20 protein-coding genes are annotated in these 22,597 nt (G+C 64.1%); 12 read left to right on the top strand and 8 right to left on the bottom strand.

Annotated features, from left to right (window positions below; all coding sequences use genetic code 11):
- Positions 1-161: 161 nt before the first annotated feature.
- The 3 genes from J4D28_RS26815 to J4D28_RS26805 are packed head-to-tail and all read left to right on the top strand — an operon-like array spanning position 162 to position 3,727.
- Positions 162-821, top strand: a complete 660-nt coding sequence (locus J4D28_RS26815) for a paraquat-inducible protein A (RefSeq protein WP_038635160.1) — start codon at positions 162-164, stop codon at positions 819-821.
- Positions 808-1,431, top strand: coding sequence for a paraquat-inducible protein A (locus J4D28_RS26810; protein ID WP_007930128.1), 624 nt, complete (start codon positions 808-810; stop codon positions 1,429-1,431). Before J4D28_RS26815 ends, J4D28_RS26810 begins: the two co-directional genes overlap by 14 nt.
- Positions 1,424-3,727 (top strand): PqiB family protein, encoded by a 2,304-nt coding sequence (locus tag J4D28_RS26805; RefSeq protein WP_103331733.1) that lies wholly within the window; start codon positions 1,424-1,426, stop codon positions 3,725-3,727. The genes J4D28_RS26810 and J4D28_RS26805 overlap by 8 nt, the downstream gene beginning before the upstream one ends.
- Before the next feature lie 150 nt (positions 3,728-3,877).
- Here the strand turns inward: J4D28_RS26805 and mksF are convergent, their stop codons facing one another.
- From mksF to mksB, 3 genes are read right to left on the bottom strand one after another with little or no spacing between them, the layout of a single operon-like run.
- The gene (gene mksF, locus J4D28_RS26800; protein ID WP_038575767.1) at positions 3,878-6,721 is read right to left on the bottom strand and encodes an Mks condensin complex protein MksF; all 2,844 of its coding nucleotides are present in this window, start codon (positions 6,719-6,721) and stop codon (positions 3,878-3,880) included.
- On the bottom strand, positions 6,718-7,425 hold the full coding sequence (gene mksE, locus J4D28_RS26795; RefSeq protein WP_016703649.1) for an Mks condensin complex protein MksE: 708 nt from the start codon (positions 7,423-7,425) through the stop codon (positions 6,718-6,720). Before mksE ends, mksF begins: the two co-directional genes overlap by 4 nt.
- Complete coding sequence (mksB, locus tag J4D28_RS26790; protein WP_036985445.1) at positions 7,415-8,695, bottom strand: Mks condensin complex protein MksB; 1,281 nt, start codon at positions 8,693-8,695, stop codon at positions 7,415-7,417. Before mksB ends, mksE begins: the two co-directional genes overlap by 11 nt.
- 181 nt (positions 8,696-8,876) lie before the next feature.
- Here mksB and J4D28_RS26785 point away from each other — a divergent pair, with 181 nt between their 5' ends.
- Together J4D28_RS26785 and rimI are read left to right on the top strand one after the other, a co-directional pair.
- Positions 8,877-9,662 (top strand): hypothetical protein, encoded by a 786-nt coding sequence (locus J4D28_RS26785; RefSeq protein ID WP_028684162.1) that lies wholly within the window; start codon positions 8,877-8,879, stop codon positions 9,660-9,662.
- Positions 9,655-10,107 carry a ribosomal protein S18-alanine N-acetyltransferase gene (gene rimI / locus J4D28_RS26780; RefSeq protein WP_007930137.1) on the top strand — a complete coding sequence of 151 codons (453 nt, stop codon included), beginning with the start codon at positions 9,655-9,657 and terminating at the stop codon, positions 10,105-10,107. The genes J4D28_RS26785 and rimI overlap by 8 nt, the downstream gene beginning before the upstream one ends.
- A 33-nt stretch (positions 10,108-10,140) precedes the next feature.
- Here rimI and J4D28_RS26775 read toward each other — a convergent pair whose 3' ends face one another.
- Positions 10,141-10,536, bottom strand: coding sequence for a hypothetical protein (locus J4D28_RS26775; RefSeq protein ID WP_016703647.1), 396 nt, complete (start codon positions 10,534-10,536; stop codon positions 10,141-10,143).
- A 150-nt stretch (positions 10,537-10,686) separates the two neighbouring features.
- Between J4D28_RS26775 and can the strand changes: the two genes are divergently transcribed.
- Positions 10,687-11,331 carry a carbonate dehydratase gene (gene can / locus J4D28_RS26770; RefSeq protein WP_009050866.1) on the top strand — a complete coding sequence of 215 codons (645 nt, stop codon included), beginning with the start codon at positions 10,687-10,689 and terminating at the stop codon, positions 11,329-11,331.
- 104 nt (positions 11,332-11,435) lie between these two features.
- On the opposite strand, the gene J4D28_RS26765 is transcribed toward can, so the two are convergent.
- The 3 genes from J4D28_RS26765 to J4D28_RS26755 all read right to left on the bottom strand — a co-directional run bounded on the left by J4D28_RS26765 (position 11,436) and on the right by J4D28_RS26755 (position 16,193).
- Positions 11,436-12,638 (bottom strand): hypothetical protein, encoded by a 1,203-nt coding sequence (locus J4D28_RS26765; RefSeq protein WP_103331734.1) that lies wholly within the window; start codon positions 12,636-12,638, stop codon positions 11,436-11,438.
- Between the two features lie 141 nt (positions 12,639-12,779).
- Complete coding sequence (locus J4D28_RS26760; RefSeq protein WP_028684163.1) at positions 12,780-14,480, bottom strand: acid phosphatase; 1,701 nt, start codon at positions 14,478-14,480, stop codon at positions 12,780-12,782.
- Positions 14,481-14,774: 294 nt separating this feature from the next.
- Positions 14,775-16,193: a short-chain fatty acid transporter gene (locus tag J4D28_RS26755; RefSeq protein ID WP_053269933.1), complete on the bottom strand. Its 1,419-nt coding sequence runs from the start codon at positions 16,191-16,193 to the stop codon at positions 14,775-14,777.
- 114 nt (positions 16,194-16,307) lie between these two features.
- Here J4D28_RS26755 and J4D28_RS26750 point away from each other — a divergent pair, with 114 nt between their 5' ends.
- Complete coding sequence (locus tag J4D28_RS26750) at positions 16,308-16,541, top strand: hypothetical protein (RefSeq protein WP_009050862.1); 234 nt, start codon at positions 16,308-16,310, stop codon at positions 16,539-16,541.
- Positions 16,542-16,545: 4 nt separating this feature from the next.
- Positions 16,546-17,928: a PLP-dependent aminotransferase family protein gene (locus tag J4D28_RS26745; protein ID WP_103331735.1), complete on the top strand. Its 1,383-nt coding sequence runs from the start codon at positions 16,546-16,548 to the stop codon at positions 17,926-17,928.
- Here J4D28_RS26745 and panB read toward each other — a convergent pair.
- On the bottom strand, positions 17,916-18,731 hold the full coding sequence (gene panB / locus J4D28_RS26740) for a 3-methyl-2-oxobutanoate hydroxymethyltransferase (protein WP_103331736.1): 816 nt from the start codon (positions 18,729-18,731) through the stop codon (positions 17,916-17,918). The two genes, J4D28_RS26745 and panB, sit on opposite strands and share 13 nt — an antisense overlap.
- Positions 18,732-18,901: 170 nt before the next feature.
- Between panB and J4D28_RS26735 the strand changes: the two genes are divergently transcribed.
- From J4D28_RS26735 to J4D28_RS26720, 4 genes are all read left to right on the top strand, one after another.
- The gene (locus J4D28_RS26735; protein ID WP_009050859.1) at positions 18,902-20,224 is read left to right on the top strand and encodes an MFS transporter; all 1,323 of its coding nucleotides are present in this window, start codon (positions 18,902-18,904) and stop codon (positions 20,222-20,224) included.
- Positions 20,225-20,508: 284 nt separating this feature from the next.
- Entirely contained in the window at positions 20,509-20,961 is a 453-nt protein-coding gene (locus J4D28_RS26730; RefSeq protein WP_103331737.1) for a hypothetical protein, read from the top strand.
- A gap of 62 nt (positions 20,962-21,023) precedes the next feature.
- Positions 21,024-21,572, top strand: coding sequence for a UDP-4-amino-4,6-dideoxy-N-acetyl-beta-L-altrosamine N-acetyltransferase (gene pseH, locus J4D28_RS26725; RefSeq protein WP_009050857.1), 549 nt, complete (start codon positions 21,024-21,026; stop codon positions 21,570-21,572).
- A 117-nt stretch (positions 21,573-21,689) separates the two neighbouring features.
- Complete coding sequence (locus J4D28_RS26720) at positions 21,690-22,595, top strand: cation diffusion facilitator family transporter (RefSeq protein ID WP_028684166.1); 906 nt, start codon at positions 21,690-21,692, stop codon at positions 22,593-22,595.
- The last annotated feature ends 2 nt before the right edge of the window (positions 22,596-22,597 follow it).

Below are 22,597 nucleotides of genomic sequence, written 5' to 3'. Positions count from 1 at the left end.
TCATCGTCAAGATTAAATTCCGAAACCCCAATTGCGAAAGCAATTGGGGTTTTGTCTTTTGCGTGCAGAAAAACGGTTCTTATCTCCAAACAATTTTGCACAGTTATTTTCGGGACGGACCTCTAGAATAGCTCCACGCCTTTTCAGAGCCAGAGCCTTGTATGTCAGATACGGTTGACGCCCCCGGGCTGTCGGAGTTGCCGCTGGATGACCTGGTGGCCTGCCACGAATGCGACTTGCTGATGCGCAAGCCAGAGCTGGCCCACGGAGAAAAAGCCCAGTGCCCCCGCTGTGGTTACGAGCTATACGCACACCGCCATAATGTCGTGGACCGCAGCCTGGCATTGGTTATTGCCGCGCTACTGCTCTATGTCCCCGCGAACTTTTTACCCATCATGCAGCTCAATCTACTCGGACAATCCTCTGAGGACACCGTATGGAGCGGCGTCGTCGGTTTGTTTAATACCGATATGCAGGGCGTGGCGGTGGTGGTGTTTCTCTGCAGCATGGGCATTCCATTGCTCAAGCTGGTCTGCCAGTTGTTCGTGCTCCTGAGCATTCGCCTGGACATAGGTCGCAGTTACGGCCTGCTGCTGTACCGCATTTACCACCACTTGCGGGACTGGGGCATGCTCGAGGTCTACCTGATGGGCGTATTGGTCGCCATCGTCAAGCTGGCGGACCTGGCTGCCATGACGGTCGGCCTGGGGCTGGTATGTTTTGTCAGCTTGTTATTGGTTCAGGTATGGCTGGAGGTGGTCATGTCGCCCCATCAGATATGGGATGCCTTGGCGGGGGAGGATGCGCATGAGAGCAATTGATGCGGGCATTCTGGTCTGTAACGAATGCCATGAGCTGAACAGGCAGGAACCCGATACCGACGAGCAGACCTGCACCCGCTGCGGGGCCCTGGTGCATGCTCGTCGCCCCAACAGCATCATGCGTACCTGGGCACTGCTGATTACCGCGGCAATCCTGTACATCCCGGCCAATGTGCTGCCGATCATGACGGTCACGTCGCTCGGCCAGGGTGATCCCAGCACCATCATGTCGGGGGTGATCGTACTGGTGCAGCACGGCATGATCCCGATTGCGGCGGTGGTGTTCATCGCCAGTATTTTGGTGCCCACTTTCAAACTGGTGGGGATTGCCCTGTTGCTGTTTTCGGTCCAGCGCCACCAGCCGTTATCGGCGCGGCAACGCATTTGGATGTACCGCTTTATCGAGTTCATCGGCCGCTGGTCGATGCTGGATATCTTTGTGATCGCCATCCTGGTGGCGGTGGTGAACTTCGGCAGGCTTGCCAGTATCGAGGCCAATCTTGGTGCAGTGGCCTTTGCCAGCGTGGTGATTCTGACGATGCTCGCCGCAGTAACTTTTGATCCCCGACTGATCTGGGATAACACGGAGTCGGACGACGACAATGAGTGATTTGCCTAAAGCTAAAACCCGTCCGGCTTCGAACTGGTCGGCCATCTGGGTCCTGCCCCTGATCGCATTACTGATCGGCGGATGGTTGGGCTGGCGTGCCTATAACCAGACGGGTATCGAGATCCAGGTGCGCTTTGAAAGTGGCGAGGGCATCCAGGCCAACAAGACCGAAGTGGTCTACAAAGGGATGTCGGTGGGCAAGGTCAAGGCCCTGGCCCTGGATGACGAAGGCAACACCAGAGGGGTGATTGCCACCGTCGAGATGAACAAGGACGTCCAGCAATACCTGAAAAGCAGCACCCGTTTCTGGCTGGTCAAGCCGAGCGTGACCCTGGCCGGGATCACCGGCCTGGAAACACTGGTTTCGGGTAACTACATCGCCATCAGCCCGGGCGAGGGCGAGACTGCGCGCAAGTTCAAGGCGCTGGCCGAAGAGCCGCCGCTATCGGATGCCAAGCCGGGTCTGCACCTGACCATCAAGGCGGATCGCCTGGGCTCACTGAACCGCGGCAGCCCGGTGTTCTACAAGCAGATCCAGGTGGGCCAGGTGAAAAGCTACCTGCTCTCCGAGGACCAGAACACGGTCGAGATCAAAGTCTTTATCGAGCCGACCTACGCCAACCTGGTGCGTAAACATACGCGTTTCTGGAACGCCAGCGGCATCAGTATCGACGCCAACCTCTCCGGTGTGAAAGTGCGTAGCGAATCCCTGGCCAGCATCGTCGCTGGGGGTATCGCCTTCGCTACCCCGGAGAATCGCCGGGACAGCCCGCCCACCGACCCGACCCTGCCGTTCCGTCTCTACGAAGACTTCGACGCGGCGCAGGCGGGCATCCGGGTCAAGGTCAAACTGAGCGATTTCGAAGGGCTCCAGGCAGGCCGCACGCCAGTCATGTACAAGGGAATCCAGGTCGGTAACCTGAAGGCCCTCAAGGTCGACCCCGATCTGTCCAGCGCCACGGCGGAGCTGACCCTGGACCCCTTGGCCGAGGATTACCTGGTACAAGGCACCCAGTTCTGGGTGGTCAAGCCTTCGATCTCCCTGGCCGGTATCACGGGTCTGGAGGCCCTGGTCAAAGGCAACTACATCGCGGTGCGTCCCGGTGACAAGGGCGGCGCCCCGCAACGCGAATTCGAGGCGCGGCCCAAGGCGCCGCCGCTGGACCTGCGCTCCCCTGGCCTGCACCTGGTGCTGTTTACTGAAAACCTCGGTTCGCTGGAGGTGGGCAGCCCGATTCTGTACAAGCAGGTCAAGGTCGGCTCGGTGCAGAGCTACCAATTCTCGCGGACCCGCAAGCAGTTGGTGATCGGCGTGCACATCGAGAAGGAATACGAAGGGCTGGTGAACGGTTCGACGCGCTTCTGGAACGCCAGCGGCGTCACCTTGACCGGTGGCCTGACCGGCGGCATCCAGGTCAAGAGCGAGTCGCTGCAAAGCCTGATGGCCGGCGGTATCGCCTTCGACACGCCGGAACCCAATGTGCCGCTGAAAAAGCGTATCCCGCGTTTCCGCCTGTATGCCGACAAGGAGCAGGCGACGCAGAAAGGCACGCTGATCAGCATCAAGGTCGATCGCGCCGATGGCCTGCGTTCGGGCACGCCTATCCGCTTCAAGGGCCTGGATGTCGGCAAGGTCGAAGACGTTGACCTGAGCGGCGACCTGCAGTCGGTGCTGCTCAAGGCCCGGATCACCGAAGTGCCGGAGCGTATCGCGCGGGTTGGCAGCCAGTTCTGGGTGGTCAAGCCGGAGCTTGGGTTGATCAAGACCGCCAACCTGGAAACCCTGGTGACCGGGCAGTACATCGAAGTGCAGCCGGCGGCGAAGAACCTCGGCGCGCAAACCAGCTTTGTCGCCTTGCCCCAGCCACCGGAAGCCGCGGTCGCCGAGGCCGGCCTGAGCCTGGTGCTGAGCGCAGAGCGTCGGGGCTCGCTGAAGATCGGCGTACCGGTGACCTACCGTGAAGTGACGGTGGGCAAGGTCACGGGCTACGAGCTGGGCCAGACCGCCGACCGGGTCCTGATCCATATCCTGATCGAGCCCAAGTACGCGCCGCTGGTGCGTGGCGGCACGCGCTTCTGGAACAGCAGCGGGTTCGGTATCGACATTGGCCTGTTCAAGGGCGCGACGGTCCGTACCGAGTCTCTGGAGACCCTGATCCAGGGCGGTATCGCCTTTGCCACGCCGGATGGCGAGCGCATGGGCAGCCCGGCGCGGCCGGAGCAGACCTTCCCGTTGTTCGACAAATTCGAGGACGAGTGGCTGACCTGGGCGCCGAAAATCCCTTTGGCTAAGTAGCCTTTGTAGGAGCGAGGCTTGCCCGCGATAGCGATCTGACAGATGTATCGCTATCGCAGGCAAGTCGGATCGCCACCGCTCGTTCCTACAGAAGCAAAAAAGGCCGTGATCGAAAGATCACGGCCTTTTTGTTTTACGGCTTCGGGCGGGTTACACCTCGTCCAGCTCCGCCTCGGCTTCCGGCTCGACGTTCAGGGTGGCCTTGACCTGATCGTGACGGCGGATGTACTTCCAGTCCGCCTCGTCGATGTAGATACCGTTCGGACCGCTGCCGCCTTCCAGGTCGATGGCGACCTGGGCCGACACCTGCGGCTTCACACTGGCCAGGATCGGTACGAAGCCCAGTTGCAGGCTGGTTTCCAGCAGCGCTGCCTGGTTCTTCTCGTCGATGTCCGCGGCCTCGTCGAGGTAGTACGGCAGGCGAATACGCCCGGCCTGCTCGCGATCCATCAAGTGCAGCAACAGGTACATGTTGGTCAGCGCCTTGATGGTCATGGTGGTGCCGTTGGACGCCGCGCCATCGATATCGGTGTGGATCACCGGCTGGCCATTGACCTTGGTGATCTCGAACGCCAGCTCGAACAGGTCCTTGAGGCCCAACTGGTTGTGGTTGGCCGCTACCAGGCGCGCCAGGTATTCCTTGGCCTCTTCGTTCTTGTTGTCTTGCTCGGCGCTCTGGCTCAGGTCGAACACCGACAGGGTCTCGCCTTCCTCGTACTGGCCGGCGCTGTGGATGATCTGGTCGATGTGCTTGAGGGCTTCCTTGTTCGGCGCGAGGACGATACGGAAGCTCTGCAGGTTGGACACCTGGCGTTTGTTGATTTCGCGGTTGAACAGCGCCAGCTGGTGCTCGAGGCTGTCGTAGTCGCTGCGGATGTTGCGCAGGGTCCGGGCGATGTCGGTGACGGCCGCGCGACGCGCCTTGCCCAGGGTCAGGGCTTCGTCGGTGCGGTGCGCATAGGCGTTGATCAGCAGTTGCAGGCGGCGCTCCATGTCGTCTTCGCTGTCGAACTTGGCCACGCCCTTGAGGCGCACCTGGGCGTACAGCGCCTCGATCTGGCCATCGACCCGCTGCAGACCCTGCCAGCTGTCCTGGTAGTCGTTGAGCAGGGGCAGCAGGTTGTCCATGGAGTCGTCCACTGGCTCCATGAACGGTGTGCCGAACGGCAGGTCCGCCGGCAACAGCTGACGACGGCGCAGGGCGTCGTCGAGGGTACGTTGCTTGGCTTCCATGTCGCTGATCTGCCGGCCTACCAGTTGCAGCTTGGCCGACAGTTGCTGGACGCGTTCGGTGAAGGCGTCGCTGGAGCGCTTGAGTTCGTCCTGGGCGGCCTCCATCTGTGCCAGCTGTTCCAGCTTCTCGCCTTCCTCGGCGCTCAGGGTCTGGGCGCGGCGGAAGTCTTCCAGGGCTTTCTGCGCATCCAGCACCTGCTGGTACAGCGCTTCGGTCTGGGTCTTGCTCGCGGCGCGGTCGGCGGCCACCGCGGCCTGGGTTTTCAGCTGCTTGAGTTCTTTGTCCAGGCGCTCTTTCTGGTCGCGCAGCGCTGCGCGGTCCGCCAGGGCCTGCAAGGCCGGCGGTTCGATGTGGGAAATGTCGATGGACAGGCCCGGCACTTCGAAGCGCTCGCCCTTGAAACCGTCGAGAATCAGCTCCACGGATTTGACCCAGTCGCCGTTCTCGTCCAGGGCGATGCCGTGTTCGCCCAGCGGCAGGCTGAACAATTGGCTGTTGAACAGGCGCATCAGGCGCTCGACGTCCTGCTGGGAGAACTCCTCGCGCAGGCGCGCATAGCTATTGTTGTCGGCGTTATCGAGCTGCTGCTTGACCGACTTCAGGCGTTTTTCCAGGTCGCGCAGACGCTCTTCCAGGTCCTCGGCGGAGAATTGCCGGGACTGGGCCAGGGCGCCGGCCAGTTCGTCGTGGGCATCCTTGGCCGCCAGCAGTTGCTGCTCCAGGACCTTGACGTCGTCCACCAGGGCGAAACGATGCTTGAGCACCGAGAGTTCGCCGAGCCAGCGCTGGGTGCCGGTGATTTCCCGTTCCAGGCGCATCATTTCCTGGGTGCTGCTGCGCTGGTCGTTCTGCAGCGCGTCCTGTTCGTTGCGGTAGTGCTCGGCCTGGACGGTCAGCTCTTCCTTGCGTGCACTGGCGTAGTCGGACCAGGTGCCCAGCAGCGAATCGAGCAGTGGTGACAGGCGATGCAGTTTGCCGCGCAGGATGTCGCGCTGCTTTACGCCGTTGCCCAGGGCTTCCACCAGGGGGCCCGCGGCCACCAGCGAGTTGTAGTCCTGCTCCATGCGGCGCACGTCGCGGAAGGCTTCTTCGCAGGCGGCGATGTAGTCGACGCTGCCGGAGCGCAGGCTGTGCTCGAAGGCGTCGAGGAACAGTTGCTTGAGCTTGGCCGCGGTGATTTCGCGCATGTGCAGCAGGTTGATGAACAGCGCGCGGAAGGTTTTCAGGCTCTGTTCGCTGGTGGAGCGCAGCGGGATCAGGGTCAGGTCCAGCGGAATCGAGGTATGCCCGCCCACCAGCAAGCGGCGCAGTTCATCTGGCTTGAGTTCATAGGCCTTCAGGCCCTGGCGCTCAAGGTTGGTGAACAGCTCCTTCAGTCGCAGGCAGGTGTCGTCCTTCTGGTAATGCGCCAGGTCCAGCGAGCCGGCATAGGCGAAGAACTGGTGACCGAAACTGCCGCCCGGACCGCGTCCGGCCACGCCGATCACGTGCGGGCCATGGGGCAGGGACACTTCCACCAGGATGTAGCTGGTATCGGTGGCGAAGTAGAAGCGCCGCGATTGTTCCAGGCTGTACTTGCCGAAGCTCATGTCCGACATGCGCGCCAGGATCGGGAATTGCAGGGCGTTGATCGAAGCCGACTTACCCAGGTTGTTCGCGCCGTAGACCGACAGCGGCTCTTCCAGCGGGAACAGGCCCAGGCTGTAGCCGGCGGTGTTCAAAAGGGCAAAGCGGCGGATGCCGTAGCGTTCCTTGCTCATGCGTCGAGCTCCTGTTCTTCGGCAATGGCGCGGGCCAGTGCGTCTTCTTCACTTTCTTCGGACTCGACGAATTCGCTGAGGTCCAGCGGGTCGTCGGTCTGCAGCAGTTTTTCGTCGCTGTCTTCGTCGATCAGTACCGGCGTCGGCAACGGCAGCACGCTGTGCAGGCTGGCGGCCAGGTCACGGTCCTGCTGCACCGACAGGCAGACGTCGAGGAAGCGGTGCATCGGCGGCAGGAAGCGGTAGATGCCCGGCTCCTCGCCGGCAAAACCCAGTTGGGTCATGCGCCGCATGATTTTTTCTTCCAGTTCTTCATGGGTCTGTACTTCGGCCTGGATGAACAGGTCGCGGTACTTCTCCAGCAACGACGGCAGTTCGTCGCGGGCGAGGCTGCCGCCGTCGAGCACGGCGACCGGGTCGCGGCCCTGGTCGGCCAGGTGTTCCACCAGGATGAAGGTGAACAGCGCCAGGCGCTGGGCGGTCTTGTTCACCTGGGCGGCGGCGTTCTCCGGCACGAAGTAGTAGAAGCCGCGGGTGTCGCACACCAGTTCGAAACCCAGGGCCTTGAACAGGGTGCGGTACTGGTCCTGGAAGTTCGACAGCTGGGAATACAGCTCCGGGTCACGGCGGCTGATGTGATAGCCCTTGAACAGCTCGCGAAAGATCGGCGCCAGCTGGGACAGTTCGGAAAGATCAAGATGCATGGGGAGTGCTCGCAGAATTCTCGGCAGCATCATCGCGGGCCGAGAGCAGGGCGAAGGAGCGCAGGCTGACCTGGTGCTCGTGGGTGTGGTAGTCGCGGCGTTCCAGACGCTCGCGCTTGAAGCGTTTTTCCCGCGACAGGCGGGAGAACCAGTACAGCAGCTCGTCGGTGGCGCCGTCCGGTTCCTGCTCCAGCAGCCAGGTCATCAGGTCCGGCATCGGCAGCGCGTCTTCGCAGCGGTCGAGCATCTCGCGCACCGTGCGCGGCGCCCGTGGCGCATCGCCGCCCTTGTGGCTCTTGTGTGCCTTGGGGAAGCGCGTCGGCTTCGGCTCGAAGCTGGCCAGGGCGTAGACATAGGCCTCGACCTGGCCGGAGCTGCCGAGGAAGGTGCTCTGCGGGCGGGTGAACAGCGGCATGGCCGCTTGCGGCACGGCGTCGATGCCCTTGCGGCGGATGGCCGACAGCGCCAGGGCCGCGCCGCGGGTCACGGCGTTGTGCCGGCGGGCTTCTTCACGCAGCGGCAGCAGCAGTTCCCGGGCGTGACGCAGGGTCAGCTGGGCGCTGGTCTGCATTTCCAGGATCCGCGCGTGGGTGCGCAGCAGCATGTCGTCGTCCACCAGCTGGCCCAGGCGCTGCTGTTCGGTGAGCATGCGCAGCAGCACGTTCTCGACCTTGCGCACGCCTTGCTCGAAGGCGCCGTCGGCGTTCACCAGCTGGATCATCGGTTCGACGTATTCGTCCCAGGTGGCCAGTACCTCGGCGTACCGCTGGCGCAGGGGAATCTGCCGGTCGCTGGTCTTGGCCCGCTCGGCGACGGCCACCAGGGCCTGTTCGTCGTTGGCGAGCTTTTTCAGGACATCGCGCACGCGCATGTCCAGCAGGCGCAGCTGGCGGGCCAGGTCGTGGCCGTCGCGGATGTCGAAGGCGTCCTGGATATAACCGGCCAGGCGCTCGAGGTGGCGCAGGTAGGCTTCGATTTCCAGGCACAGGCCCAGGCGGTGCTCGCGCCGCAGGTAGGCGAGGAAGTCGTGGATCTGCGCGTTGAGCTCGAAACGGTTCGGGCTTTTCGCCACCGGAACCAGGATATCCAGGCGGATCCACACATCCAGCAGGCTGGTGATGTCCTGTGGCGTACTGTCAATTTGCTGTGCGGCCAGCTGTGAACGCAGTTCGGCGAGGCTCAGGGTGCCTTGGTCGAAGTGCTCGCACAGTGGCTCCAGAAGTGCCCAGTGTTCGGCGAGGGCGCGCAACACGCGCTTGGGTTCGATCATCGGAATGGCCGGCTGGTTGGCAATGAAAAGCGGCGATTGTACTGCATCGGAAGGCTGACGATTCACCCCTCGGTCTTGTCATGGGCTGGACGGGCGTTTTTTGTGGCGAATCAACTGCGGGCGATCTTCGACGAAGGACGGTAGAATCCCCCCACTTCAGTTATCCACAAGTGGCCGACCTTTGCTTATCGAGTCCCGCCGTCGCGCTTATCTGTCCGCCATGCAGGTGGTCAGCTGGCTGCCGCGCACCGAATTGCCCTTTGCGGCGCCGTCCCGTCCCGAGTTGCTGGTGATTGCCGAGCCCGTGGTCGAGGCCCCGGCAGCCCCTGCACCTGTGGCCAAAACGGTTGCCGAGCCTGTGGCCAAGCCTGCCGAACGACCGAAAATCGAAGTGCCGCGTCCCGGCAGCGCTGCCGTTCGTCCGGTCAGCAAGCCCGTGGAGGAGGCGGAGGAGGCCCCGGCACCGGTCAAGGCCCCGCCCGTGCCGCCACCGCGTTTCGCCTTGCAATTGCTGCGCGCCGGCCGTTGCCTGCTGCTGGTGGAGTTACCCACAGGCGAAGCCTTCCAGAGCCGCGACCCGGCCTACCTGCTGCTCAAGGACATGCTGCGCGCCGCCGGCCTGCCGGACAGCCCGCAGATCCTCGCCGAGCCGGTGCGCTGGCCGATGCTGACCCGCGGCAACCTCGACCAGGGGCCGGACGCAGCGCGGGATTTCGTCCAGGCCTTTGTCGGGGCGCGGGTCGAAGAAGAACCTTGCGTCTGCCTGTGGCTGATCGGCCTGCCAGCGGTACGTTTCGCGGGCGAGGCCGATGCGCAAGCCTACAACCGTGAACTCCAGGTCGAAGGCCTGGGCTCGGCCTGGGCGCTGCCCGGGCTGGAATTATTAATGGAAGAGCCACAGCGTAAGGCTGATGTCTGGCAAGCCATGCGTCGGCTGATGGCGCGTTGGAAAAGTAGCAATGAGTGACGCTTTATCGTTCCGCCAGGCCACCGAGGCGGATCTGGATGCCATCCTGAAAATCGAATACGCGGCGTTCAGCCATCCCTGGACCCGCGGCATTTTCACCGACGCCCTGAAGTCCTATGAAGTCTGGCTGATGTTCGAAGGCAGCCAGCAGGTCGGCCACGGGGTGATCCAGGTGATCATCGACGAAGCCCACCTGCTCAATATCACCGTCAAGCCGGAAAACCAGGGCCGCGGCCTGGGCCTGCGCCTGCTGGAAGAGCTGATGAAGCGTGCTTACCAGAAAGACGCGCGTGAGTGCTTCCTCGAGGTGCGCTCCAGCAACCAGACCGCCTATCGGTTGTACGAGCGCTACGGTTTCAACGAGGTCGGCCGTCGCCGGGATTACTATCCGGCGACAGGCGGGCGCGAAGATGCGCTGGTGATGGCCTGCACCCTGGTCGATTGACGAAGTATCAACCCGTTACGTAGGGCAGACGGGTCAGGGTTTGCCGTCCAGCGGGTCGCTATGGGCCAGTTCTGCTTCGTCCAGGCCATTGCCGCCGCCGATATCGTCTTCATCGACAATGCTCAGGTCCCAGTCGGCCGGCTGGTCTTCACCGGCTTCATGGGCGGAGCGGGCGCCGTCTTCGCGGATCAGGTTTTCCGGGGTCAGCTCATCGTCGTTGGGCTCCTCGTCGGCGTTGCCGGTCAGGCTGGAGCCATGGATGTGCCGGTGGGGAGTACGATGCTCCACAGAGCTGGAAGCAGGGTCGCCGACCCTGGCACCGGGTTCTTCTTCATCGAAGTCCAGCTCTTCCATGGAACCCATGCGGTCTTCGTTGTCGTCGATGGGCTCGGGCTGAGGCGCACCATAGGGACGTCGTGATTCAGTCATGACGGTTGCTCATACTTTCGGGCTTAAAGAGTGGACCCACCAGACCCTGCAAGATTCAAAGGGGTGGATAAGCGGTATCTGCATAGACGCGCGTGACCCCGATAGACGGTCGTCTGTCATAGCAACGCATCAATCCTGAGGTTTCACAGCATGAACGAACTACAAGACCTGATTGATAACAACGAGCGTTGGGCCGAAGCGATCAAGCAGGAAGATCCTGACTTCTTCTCCAAGCTGGCTCGCCAGCAGACGCCGGAATACCTGTGGATCGGCTGTTCGGACGCCCGTGTGCCGGCCAACGAGATCGTTGGCATGCTGCCCGGGGATCTGTTCGTACACCGCAACGTGGCCAACGTGGTGCTGCACACCGACCTCAATTGCCTGTCGGTGATCCAGTACGCGGTGGACGTGCTCAAGGTCAAACACATCCTGGTCACCGGCCACTACGGCTGTGGCGGCGTGCGCGCCTCGATGCAGGATCGCCAGCTGGGCCTGATCGATGGCTGGCTGCGCTCGATTCGCGACCTGTACTACGAACATCGCGAAGTGCTGGGGCAACTGGCCACCGAGGAAGAGCGGGTCGACCGCCTCTGTGAGCTGAACGTGATCCAGCAAGTGGCCAACGTCGGCCACACCAGCATCGTGCAAAACGCCTGGCATCGCGGGCAGAGCCTGTCGATCCACGGTTGCATCTATGGCATCAAGGACGGCCGCTGGAAGAGCCTGAACGCCACCATCAGTGGCTTCGAGCAACTGCCGCCGCAGTACCGCCTGCGTCCGGTCGGGGCGCTCTGAGGCGCTGAAACCCCATCGCGAGCAAGCTCGCTCCTACGGGCGATGTGCCGTTCTGTAGGAGCGAGCTTGCTCGCGATGGGGATGTAGCCGTTACCGCTTATCCGTCAGATATGCGGCGGTGCCTCGGTACTCATCGACGGTGCCGGCGCCTTCAACTGTTTCAGCTGGGTCTGTACCGGCTCGCTGGCGCACTTGGCCTGGGCCTGCTCCGGCGTCAGCTTACGGATCGAGGTGTAGAACAGAGCGCAGGTCTGCTCTTTGTTGGCCACCTGCCAGTTCTGTGTGCAGCTTTTGAGTTGTGCCGCCGGATCGCTGCCCGGCTTGCTGCCCATCCCGGCCTGCCAGCAGGCGGCGCTCAGGTCCTGCCCCATCACTTTCAAGCCGGCCGCATCGGCCTTGGCCTCGTCACCGTCGTAGTTCTCCGGGTCCGCCGCGTACCAGATGTAACTCGGGTGGTTGGAACCCAGCACCGGCACCTTCAGGCCCGCGCTCGGGCTGATCTGCGCCAGGCCCAGCACACTCACGGTGGCGCCGTACTGCTGCTTGATCCAGTTACGCACCGGCGCGCCGAAGGCCACCATCGGCAGGGCGCCGCCGCTGGCGTTCTGGCTGACCTGCTTGACCATGGTGGTCTGGTAGTCCTGGAAGTAGCCGTAGACGCCTTCCAGGTCCTTGCCGGCAGTGGCCGGGGCGGCGATCGGCGCGATGTCGATGATGGTCTGGTAGCCCGGGGTCTGCTCGGTGGGAATGCCATTGGTGGTGAGCAGGGTGGCCCAGCGGTCGGTGGTGGCCGATCTCAGGTAGTCCTGGGCTTGAGTCAGCGAGTAGTCCGGCGGGAAGTGCAGCAGCTCGACGCTCTTGCGGTTTTCCAGGGCCATGCCCAGGGGCAGGAACAGGTACCAGCTGTAGGTCCACTTGCCGTCGCTGTTGAGTTTGCTGGCGCCCTTGTAGGCCAGGTCGCCGGCATCCAGCAGGGCGGTCAGCGGCTTGCCATAGTCCTTCGGCACACCGCTGATGTTGGCGTACAGCTGGTTGTTATCGGTCTTCACCTTGACCTTGGCGGTGCTGTAGCCATCGCGCTTCACGCTTTGGGTCAGGTAGTGTTCGACGGTCTGTTCCAGCGTCCAGTTGCGGAAGCAGATCACGTTGCAGTTGTTGGGGTAGGAGAAGAGCTGGGTGACACGCTGGGTGTTGCCCAGCTTCAGATCGACGTTGGCCTGGGCTGCGGTGCTCAGGGTCAGGCTACTTAGGGTCAGGCCGCCCAGGGTCAGGGCGGCGAGGGGAAGGGACAATCCTGTGAGTTTCATGCTTGGCTCCTTGTCAGCGTAGGCCTCGTCTGGGCGAGGTAAGTTCCACCCTGAAACAGTAGCGGGTGACAAGGAAAAAGGTGGAATAAATCTTCATTTCTGCACCCGCAAACGGCCGCCCGGGCGGCCGCTGCCGCCGGTTCAGGCCGGGAAGTGCAGGGCATTGCTCAGGTCGCCCATGGGCGCCTGCCCCCGGGCGGTCATCGCCGCGTCCCGTTGCTTGAGGCCGTCGAGCGGTTCGAGCTGGAACACCCGGGTGATCAGCCGCAGGATCGACGCGGTGTCGTACACCGTATGGTCCACCGTGCCCTTGCGGGCGAACGGCGACACCACCAGCGCCGGGATGCGCGTCCCCGGCCCCCAGCGGTCGCCCTTGGGCGGGGCGACGTGGTCCCACCAGCCGCCGTTTTCATCGACCGTGACGATCACCACCATGTTCTGCCACTGCGGGCTTTCGCGCAGCACCTTCAGGACGCGCACGATATGCCGGTCGCCCGCGGCCACATCGGCATAACCGGCGTGCATGTTGAGGTTGCCCTGGGGCTTGTAGAACGCCACCGGCGGCAACTTGCCGGCCTCGGCATCGGCGAGGAAGCGGTTGCTGCCCGACTCATCGCCCAGGCCCGCATCGCGCAGGTGGTGGTTGCGTTCGTTCGGCTGCTCGGGACCGAACTGCGCGAAGTAGTTGAACGGCTGGTGGTGGTACTGGAAGTTGGGGATCTTCGGAATCCCCGCCGAATCCTTGTAGGCGTCCAGCGTGACCTGCCAGGCGCCGGCGTACCAGGCCCAGTCGATGTCCTTGCGCGAGAGCTTGTCGCCGATGGTGTCGTGGCGTTGCGGCACCAGCACATTGGGCAGGTCGGCCTTGGCATAGGCCGGGCGCTGCGGGTCGCGGATCCAGGTCGGCCAGTACGGCGGGGCCATGGTATTGACCGCGTAGCCGTCGGGGGTCAGCAGGCTCGGGCCGAATTGCGGCGGGCCGCTCATGGCGCTGGCCGGGGATTGCTCCAGCGGCTTGAGACGGCTGTCGAGCGGGTCGTCGCTCTGCAGGGTGGCGATCTGCGGCTTGGCCACCGAATTGGCCGCATCCGGATAAAACGGCACGGCGGCGCTGATCAGGTACTGGTGGTTGAGAAACGAGCCGCCGAAGGTGCCCTGGAAGAAGTTGTCGCACAGCACGAACTCCCGGGCCACATCCCACAGGCGCAGCTCATAGCGGCTCTGGGCGTAATGACCCATGGGCAGGCCGCCGGAGTCGGCCCAGGCGACGAAACCATCGTTCTTGCCGCCGTTGATCTGCATCTGGTTCTGGTAGAACACGTGCCACAGGTCGCGGGTGACCAGGCCCAGGGGCAGGTCTTGGCCATCGGGGCCCTTGAGGGCGAAGGGTGCGTTGGGCAGGTGTTCCTGGTATTGGGTGCCGACCGGGTAGGTCACGCCATCCAGGGCCTGGGGCCCGACCTGGGCGACACCGCCCCAGACCGGCGGCAAGGTCTGCAACAGGCTGCCGTCGCGGTCGCGCTGCTGATAGTCGGCGGGCTTGAGGGCCGAGAGCGGTTTTTCCAGGCCCGGGAAGTCGGCGAACAGGTTGTTGAAGCTGCGGTTCTCGGCATAGATCACCACCACGTTCTTCACGTTGTCGCGCAGCGCCCGGTCCAGCTCGGCGGGCGACAGCGGGCGTTCCACCGGTTTGCCCGGCGCCGGGTCGTTATGGCCGCAGGCGCTGAGCGTCGCGCCGACACCCAGCACCGCTACGCCGCCGAGAAAACGCCGGCGGCTGGTGTCGGTGGGGGGCTCAGTGGCCTGGGAATGTTCTGGGTCTTTCGAGTGTTCGTCGCTCATGCCGGGTCCCTGATTACCTTTCGATCAATTCGTAACAAAGTATTTCGGCTGCACGGTAGCAACCGAATATGACGGAAAGACTACAGAAAAGGCTCTGGGACGGGGCTTAGAAGATAGTAGGGGGAGGCTGGAAAGCGTGTAGGGCTGCTTCTGTAGGAGCGAGGCTTGCCCGCGATGGCATCCATCCGGGCAATGATTTTCTCCAGGTAAAGCGCGGTGGCAGCTTTTGCGACCACTGCGCAGTCTGTCGCGAACCAGCTCGCTCCCGCAGAGAAACGAGCCGCCCGCAAAAGATTACGGCGCCACGGGTGGCATATAGCTCAGCGTGGTGCCCAATGCCCACAGCAGCACCAGCACCAGCGGCGCGTGCACCAGCAACTGGACGAAGGAAAAACCGATCAGGTCCCGCGCCTTGAGCCCCAGGACCCCCAGCAGCGGCAGCATGTAGAAGGGGTTGATCAGGTTCGGCAGCGCCTCGGCGGCGTTGTAGATCTGCACCGCCCAGCCCAGGTGGTATTGCAGGTCATTGGCCACCTGCATCACGTAGGGCGCCTCGATGATCCACTTGCCGCCGCCCGAGGGAATGAAGAAGCCCAGTACCGCCGAGTAGATGCCCATCAGCAGCGCATAGGTGTCGTGGGAGGCGATCTGCACGAAGAAGGTCGAGATGTGGTGGGCCAGGGTTTGGCCGTCGACACCCTTGACCACGGTCAGCAAGGCCGCGATAGAGCCGTACAGCGGGAACTGGATCAGCACCCCGGTGGTGGTCGGCACGGCGCGGGCCACCGCTTCGAGGAAGCTGCGCGGGCGCCAGTGCAGCAGCGCGCCGAGCATCAGGAACAGGAAGTTATAGGTGTTGAGCCCGGAAATCGCGGTGATCGCCGGCTTGGTGGCGAACTCGTGGTAGAGCCAGCCGGCCGCCAGCAAGGCCAGCAGGATGGTCAACAGCGGGCTGTATTCCAGCCACTCGCCGGGGCGGGTGCGCGGTTGTGGCTTGGGCATGCTGAAACTCGGATCGATGCCGCAGGCCTTGGCGTCGCGCGCCGAGTTCGGGCCGGGCGCGGTGGCGTAGGCGATGACCAGCGAGACCACGATCAAGGCCAGCAGCAACACGCCGGACTGCCAGAGAAAGATGGTCTGGGTGAACGGAATCACCCCGGTGATCGACAGGATCGACGGCGGCAGGCTGCCGGGGTTGGCCTGCAATTGCGCGGCGGACGACGACAGGCCCAGGGCCCATACCGCGCCCAGGCCCAGGTAGGCCGCGGCGCCAGCGGCGCGGTAGTCCATGCGCAGCTCGGTACGCCGGGCCAGGGCGCGCACCAGCAAGCCGCCGAACACCAGGGACAGGCCCCAGTTGAGCAAGGAGGCGACCATGGAGATCAGCGCTACCCAGGCCACGGCGGAACGGCCGTTCTTCGGGATGCGCGCCAGTTTGTCGATCAGCTTCACCGCCGGCGGCGAGCTGGCGACTACATAGCCGCCGATGACCACGAAGGCCATCTGCATGGTGAAGGGGATCAGGCTCCAGAAGCCGTCGCCGAAGGCCATGGCGGTGTCGGTGGGCTTGGCGCCCATGGCCATGGTGGCCAGGGCGACTATGACCACCGCCAGCGCGGCGAACACCCAGGAGTCGGGGAACCAGCGCTCGGCCCAGTTCGAGCAGCGCAGGGCAAAACGGGCGGAGCGGCTGTCTTCAATGTCTGTGGACACGTCGATACCTCAAGTCTTTTTATGATTGTCAGGAGGTCGGTCGCCTCAGGCTGGGGCGGCCGAAAACTGTGCAAGAATGCGGCAATTGGTACCCACTGCAAAGGATTGAAGTACATGCCATTCCCGCTCGAAGAACGCCAGGCGCTGCTCAAGGTCAAGGGTGTCGGCGAAACCGTGGTCGCCCGCCTCGAACAACTGGGCATCGATTCCCTCGCCCAGCTGGCCCGGGCCGATGCCCTGGATATCGTCACTCAGGCCTCGGCCCTGGTCGGCTCCAGCTGCTGGAAAAACAGCCCCCAGGCCCGCGCGGCGATCCAGGCGGCGATCGCCCTGGCCAAGGGCGCCTGAGGCGGTGAGCCGCGAAACGCCTTTCGCCTATCAGGCCGTCTACCGCTACCTGGTGGAGTGGCTGGATGGCGCCAGTGCGGCCGAGCAGCGCCTGCCGTCATTGCGCGCCCTGGCCCAGCGCCTCAAGGTCTCGGTCTCCACCACCAAGTACGCCTACGCTTTGCTCGAAGATGAAGGGCGGATCTACGCCCGGCCCAAGCAGGGCTACTTCAGTCGCCCCGTGCCGGCGCCAGGGCTGGCGCCGGATACGCACTTGCTGGACAGGGTCTATGCCTACGCCCGCCAGCCCGGAATGCTGGCGCTGTGCAGCGATGCGCCGGCGATGTTGCTGTCCCTGGACAATCCCCTGTTGACGGCCGAGCGCGAGCTGGTGCGCCAGTACCCGCGCTCCCAGGCGCCGCTGTACCAGCCGTTTGGCGAGGCGGAGCTGCGCACGGTGCTGGCCGAGCGTTACACCCGCTCGACCACGGATTACTGGCAGGCCGAACAGGTGTTCCTCGGCACCGACCTGCGCGCGGTGCTGGCGTTGTCCCTCGATGCCCTGGAGCTGAATGGCAGCGTCGCCCTGGTGGAGTCGCCCTGTTCCTGGGCGATCCTGCGGCAATTGCAGGCGGCGAAGATCCGCGTGATCGAGCTGCCGCTGGATGCCGAAGGGCGTTTCGATCGCCAGCGGCTGCATGAGGTGCTACAACGCGAGCCGGTGCGCCTGGCGCTGCTGTCCTCGACCTTGAATACACCCCACGGCAGCCTGATGCCCGCGGCGGATAAACAGCAGCTGTGCCGCTGGCTGGGGGAGCGCGGCATCTGGCTGTTGGAAAATGACAGCTATGGCGAGTTCTGCTTCACCCCGGAGCCGGCGCGGTATCGCGATTACGCCGATCCCGAGCGGCTGCTGGTGTTTTCCACCTTCGACAAGCTGATCGGTTCCGAGGCGCCCTTCAGCTACGTGCTGTGCCGCGGCCAGGGCGCGCGCTTGCAGCGGCATTTTCTCGAGCGCGCGTTTCGCCTGTCGCCGATCCGCCAGAAGGCCGTGGCCAAGCTGCTGGGCAGCGGCCGTGTCGATCAGCACCTGACGCAGCTGCGCGGTCTGTTGCGCGAGCGCATGGGCCAGATGCAGGCGCTGCTGGCCGAACACGCCGCCGAGCAGCTGCGCGTGGTCACCCCGGCCGGCGGCGCGACCCTGTGGGCCGAGGCCACGCGCCCGGTGGATATGGCCCAGGTCTATGAACAGCTGCTGGGCCAGGGCATCGTCATCGCCCCGGGGCAGATGTTCAGCCAGCAAGGGCTCTGGCGCCATCACCTGCGCCTGAGCTTCACCCTCGACTGGCGCCAGGACATCGCTGGCGCCGTGCAACGGCTGGCCCGGGCCATCGATCAAACGCCGTAGCAGTGCCGCGCCTCGGGGAAGCGGTCGTCGCGCACCTCGGCGGCGAACTGCTCGCAGGCCTGGCTGATCAGCGCGCCGACATCGGCGTACTGTTTGACGAAGCGCGGCACCTGGGGCCCGCCCAGGCCCAGCAGGTCTTCGGTCACCAGCACCTGGCCGTCACAGGCGGGGGAGGCGCCGATGCCGATGGTCGGCATCGGCGAGAAGTCGCTGATGCGCCGCGCGAGGTTTTCCGCCACCCCTTCCAGCAGCAGGCTGAACGCCCCGGCTTCGAGATGGGCGCGGGCGTCGGCCTCGATGGCCTGGGCGGTGGCGTCGTTCAGGCCCTGGGCCTTGAAGCCGCCCATGACATTCACGTACTGGGGCATCAGGCCGATATGGGCCATCACCGGAATCCCGCGCTGCACCAGGAACTCCACAGTCGGCGCCAGGGCCTGCCCGCCTTCGAGCTTGAGCGCGTCACAGCCGGTGCGCGCCAGCACCTCGGCACAGTTGCGGTAGGCCTGTTGCGGCGATTCCTGGTAACTGCCGAACGGCATGTCGGCGATCACGCAGGCCAGCCGGGTACTGGCGACTACGGCGCGGGTGTGGCCGATGATCTCTTCCAGGCTCATGTCCAGGGTGGAGGTGCGGCCGTAGCCGACCATGGCCGTGGAGTCGCCGATCAGCACGAAATCGACGAACGGGTCCATCAGCCGCGCCATGTGGCTGGTGTAGGCGGTCAGGGAGACGATCTTCTGCTGGCCTTTCATGGCCACCAGTTGCGGCACGGTCAGGCGTTTGCTGCGGGTATGGATGCTCATGGCGGCTTTCCTGTTGCGGGTGGGAAAGTCGCCGATTATTGGCGTCCGCGGCGCCGATTCAATGCACAGGAAAACCCTAAAAACCGACCCAGGAGGGTGTTGCAGTTGTCCCTCGCGGCGTTTGCGTAGACCATGGGCGCCTTGAATTCTGCCCAAGATCGAGTGGCTTTATGTCCTTTTCCCCTGACGCGCGGCCGGCGCCGTTTTCCCGGTCCGACTACAAGACCCTGGGCCTGGCGGCACTGGGCGGCGCCCTGGAAATCTACGATTTCATCATCTTCGTATTTTTCGCCCTGACCCTGAGCCAGCTGTTCTTCCCGCCGGAAATGCCCGAGTGGCTGCGACTGTTGCAGAGCTTCGGGATCTTCGTCACCGGTTACCTGGCGCGGCCGCTGGGCGGCATTCTCATGGCGCACTTCGCCGACCGCCTGGGGCGCAAGAAGGTGTTCAGCCTGAGCATCCTGATGATGGCCCTGCCGTGCCTGCTGATCGGCATCATGCCGACCTACGCGCAGATCGGTTATTTCGCGCCGTTGTTGCTGCTGGCGCTGCGGGTGCTGCAAGGCGCGGCGGTGGGCGGTGAGGTGCCGAGCGCCTGGGTGTTCGTCGCCGAGCATGCGCCGGCCGGCCATCGCGGTTATGCCCTGGGCTTTCTGCAGGCCGGGCTGACCTTCGGCTACCTGATCGGCGCGCTGACCGCGACCCTGCTGGCGCAACTCTTCACCCCGGCGGAAATCCTCGATCACGCCTGGCGTTATCCGTTCCTGCTCGGTGGGGTGTTCGGCGTGATCGGCGTCTGGCTGCGCCGCTGGCTCAGCGAAACCCCGGTGTTCATGGCCATGCAGGAGCAGCGCGACAGCGCCGTCGAGCTGCCATTGCGCACCGTGCTGCGCGAGCATCGCCTGGCGCTGTTGCCGGCGGCGATTCTCACCTGCGTGCTGACCTCCGCGGTGGTGGTGTTCGTGGTCATCACCCCGACCATGATGCAGAAAACCTTCGGCATGAGCGCCAGCCACACCTTCGCCCTGAGCAGCCTGGGCATCGTGTTCCTGAATCTCGGTTGCGTGCTGGCCGGGCTGGTCGTCGACCGCATCGGCGCCTGGCGCACGGTGATGCTCTACAGCCTGCTGCTGCCGCTGGGCATCGGCCTGCTCTACGGCTGCCTGATCGGCGGCGGCGACTGGGTCGGCCTGGCCTACGCCATCGCCGGCCTCGGCTGCGGCGTGGTGGGCGCGGTGCCGTCGGTGATGGTCGGGTTGTTTCCGGCGCGGATCCGCGTGTCCGGCATCTCCTTTACCTACAACATCGCCTACGCGCTGTGGGCGAGCACCACGCCCTTGTTGCTGATCGGCCTGATGCCCTGGAGCCCGTGGATCTGTGTGATGTATTGCGCGGTGATGGGTGCGGTCGGGGTCATCAGCGCCGGGTATTTCGGGGCGCGTATGCCGAGGCTGACGGGGAATGCGGTGCCTGGGGTTTGTGCGGGGTCCTGAGGCTCTTTCGCGAGCAGGCGAGCGCTCCCACAGGGGAAAAATTTCACCTCCGGAAATACCTGCAGGCGCCGGCGCGCGCGGGCTAGAGCCTTCGCCGCCAGCCTGCGGTTTAACCCGGGCAATACCGTTGAATGTTGTGCTTAGCCAAGGCCCATTTACCCGCTAATCTCTCGAAAAAAAGCGCGCGGTCCACGCGCCAGTTTTCGGGAGCTGCCTTGATCCGGTCCGTCCTTTGTTCCCTGCGTGATTTCTCCACGCTGCCCCCGTTGCTGCAGGCGGCATGGTTGTCCTTTGCCATTGGCCTGGTCATGACCCTGCTTCATCTGTGGATCTTCAATTTTGTCGACTATGGGCTGGACGGTGCCAACGTTGAATCCCTCAGCGGCAAGGTGCTGTATGCCGACCGTGGCGGGCTGCTGATAGAGGACGCGGACAGTGGCGAATACACCCGGCTCAAGGTGGTTCGTGGCATCAGCTATCTGAACGTCGGCCATGACCAGATCCTGGGGCGCACGCTGAGCTTCACCCACCTGCGCGATGCGGTGCTGAGCTGCACCCTCGATGGCGAGGAGCTGTGCATCGCGCAATGCGCCAACGCCATGGAATGCCTGGACAGCCGCCGCGAGCGCGAGACGCCGCAGGGCATATTGATCATGGCGTTCGGCACCAGCCTGATGTGCCTGGGCCTGCATGTGCTGCGCCGGCGCAAGTCCGCGCCGGGTAGCGGGATCTTTTGAATTGCCGCCGGGCACCGTTGCCCCTAGGCTGTGCGGCATCCGTTTCAGACCAGGAGCCCCGCATGCAGGTCGTGCCGATACTCGAAACTTGCGCACAGGTGCAGGCGCGTGTGCGTGAGCTGCGCAACCAGCCGGACGTGCGCAAGTACATGTACACCTCCCACGAGATTTCCGAGGCCGAGCACCGTGCCTGGCTCGACTCGCTGGTGGGCAATCCGCGGCAGTCGGTGTTCGTGGTGCTGCAGGAGGGAGTCGCCTGTGGCGTGGTGTCGCTGAACGCGATCAATGCCCTGCACAAGAGCGCCGACTGGGCCTTCTACCTGGACAGCGGCTTGCAGGGCAAGGGCCTGGGCAGCCAGCTGGAATTCTGGTTGCTCGACCATGCCTTTGGCGCGGCCGGCCTGGAAAAGCTCAACTGCGAGGTGCTGGCGCTGAACCAGGCGGTGATCCGCCTGCACCAGAAGTTCGGTTTCACCCTCGAGGGCGTGCGCCGGCAGAACGTCGAGAAGGACGGCCAGCGTATCGATGTGATGCTGCTCGGCATTACCCGCGAAGAGTGGGCCGCCCAGCGCCCAGGCATGCTCGCGGTGATGGCGCGCCTGGGGCGCTGAAAGCCGTTACGCATAACGCTCAGATGGCAGCGACATGACCATTGCGTCATTTTGCCGGGGGGCGCTGCCCAGGCCGGCTATCATCAGCCACGACGATTTTCACAGGCGGGGGCTTTCATGGGCGCAGGGCACAGTCACGGACAGGTTCGGGCCGGACACGAACGCACGTTATGGATGGCCCTGGGGCTGACCGGCAGTTTCATGATCGCCGAGGTGATCGGCGCCTTTATCACCGGCAGCCTGGCGCTGCTGTCCGATGCCGCCCACATGATGACCGACGCGCTGGCGCTGGCGATCTCCCTGGTGGCGATCCAGGTCGGCAAGCGCGCGGCCGATCGCAAGCGCACCTTCGGTTATGCACGTTTCGAGATTCTCGCCGCGGCGTTCAACGCCATCCTGTTGTTCGTGGTCGCTTTCTACATCCTGTTCGAGGCCTGGCAACGCCTGTCCGCGCCGGCGGAAATCCAGTCCACGGGCATGCTGGTAATCGCGGTGCTGGGGTTGATCGTCAACCTGATCTCCATGCGCCTGCTGGCCTCGGCGAGCGCCGAAAGCCTTAACGTCAAGGGCGCCTACCTGGAAGTGTGGAGCGACATGCTCGGCTCCATCGGCGTGATCGTCGCAGCCTTGGTGATCATGTACACCGGCTGGGGCTGGGTCGATTCGCTGGTGGCCGCGGCCATCGGTTTCTGGGTGCTGCCGCGCACCTGGATGCTGCTCAGGGAGAGCATGAACGTGCTGCTGCAAGGCGTGCCGGACGGCATCGATATCGATGAGGTCGAGCAGGGCATCCGCGCCATCGACGGGGTGACCGAGGTGCACGACCTGCACCTGTGGGCCTTGACCAGCGGCAAGAACGTGATGAGCACACACCTGGTGGCCGACCTGGGGCGGCGCAGCGAACAGCAGATCCTCGCCGAGGTCACCGAGCTGATGCACGAGCGCTTCGATATCTCCCATGTGACGGTCCAGGTCGAACAGGCCGGCTTCCACGAACAGGGGCACGAAGAGCACGTTCATTGATT

This window comes from Pseudomonas sp. GW531-T4, from assembly GCF_017349615.1.
Classification (GTDB): domain Bacteria; phylum Pseudomonadota; class Gammaproteobacteria; order Pseudomonadales; family Pseudomonadaceae; genus Aquipseudomonas; species Aquipseudomonas chlororaphis_I.
Note: the sequence above shows the minus strand (reverse complement) of the source record. Positions and strands in the feature narration are given on the sequence as shown.

Excerpts from the sequence above, each read along its gene's own strand:
- J4D28_RS26815 (WP_038635160.1), top strand. The coding sequence starts at position 162 with ATGTCAGATACGGTTGACGCCCCCGGGCTGTCGGAGTTGCCGCTGGAT.
- J4D28_RS26810 (WP_007930128.1), top strand. The coding sequence starts at position 808 with ATGAGAGCAATTGATGCGGGCATTCTGGTCTGTAACGAATGCCATGAG.
- J4D28_RS26805 (WP_103331733.1), top strand. The coding sequence starts at position 1,424 with ATGAGTGATTTGCCTAAAGCTAAAACCCGTCCGGCTTCGAACTGGTCG.
- mksF (WP_038575767.1), bottom strand. The coding sequence starts at position 6,721 with ATGAGCAAGGAACGCTACGGCATCCGCCGCTTTGCCCTTTTGAACACC.
- mksE (WP_016703649.1), bottom strand. The coding sequence starts at position 7,425 with ATGCATCTTGATCTTTCCGAACTGTCCCAGCTGGCGCCGATCTTTCGC.
- mksB (WP_036985445.1), bottom strand. The coding sequence starts at position 8,695 with ATGATCGAACCCAAGCGCGTGTTGCGCGCCCTCGCCGAACACTGGGCA.
- rimI (WP_007930137.1), top strand. The coding sequence starts at position 9,655 with ATGAGTGACGCTTTATCGTTCCGCCAGGCCACCGAGGCGGATCTGGAT.
- J4D28_RS26775 (WP_016703647.1), bottom strand. The coding sequence starts at position 10,536 with ATGACTGAATCACGACGTCCCTATGGTGCGCCTCAGCCCGAGCCCATC.
- can (WP_009050866.1), top strand. The coding sequence starts at position 10,687 with ATGAACGAACTACAAGACCTGATTGATAACAACGAGCGTTGGGCCGAA.
- J4D28_RS26765 (WP_103331734.1), bottom strand. The coding sequence starts at position 12,638 with ATGAAACTCACAGGATTGTCCCTTCCCCTCGCCGCCCTGACCCTGGGC.
- J4D28_RS26760 (WP_028684163.1), bottom strand. The coding sequence starts at position 14,480 with ATGAGCGACGAACACTCGAAAGACCCAGAACATTCCCAGGCCACTGAG.
- J4D28_RS26750 (WP_009050862.1), top strand. The coding sequence starts at position 16,308 with ATGCCATTCCCGCTCGAAGAACGCCAGGCGCTGCTCAAGGTCAAGGGT.
- panB (WP_103331736.1), bottom strand. The coding sequence starts at position 18,731 with ATGAGCATCCATACCCGCAGCAAACGCCTGACCGTGCCGCAACTGGTG.
- J4D28_RS26735 (WP_009050859.1), top strand. The coding sequence starts at position 18,902 with ATGTCCTTTTCCCCTGACGCGCGGCCGGCGCCGTTTTCCCGGTCCGAC.
- pseH (WP_009050857.1), top strand. The coding sequence starts at position 21,024 with ATGCAGGTCGTGCCGATACTCGAAACTTGCGCACAGGTGCAGGCGCGT.
- J4D28_RS26720 (WP_028684166.1), top strand. The coding sequence starts at position 21,690 with ATGGGCGCAGGGCACAGTCACGGACAGGTTCGGGCCGGACACGAACGC.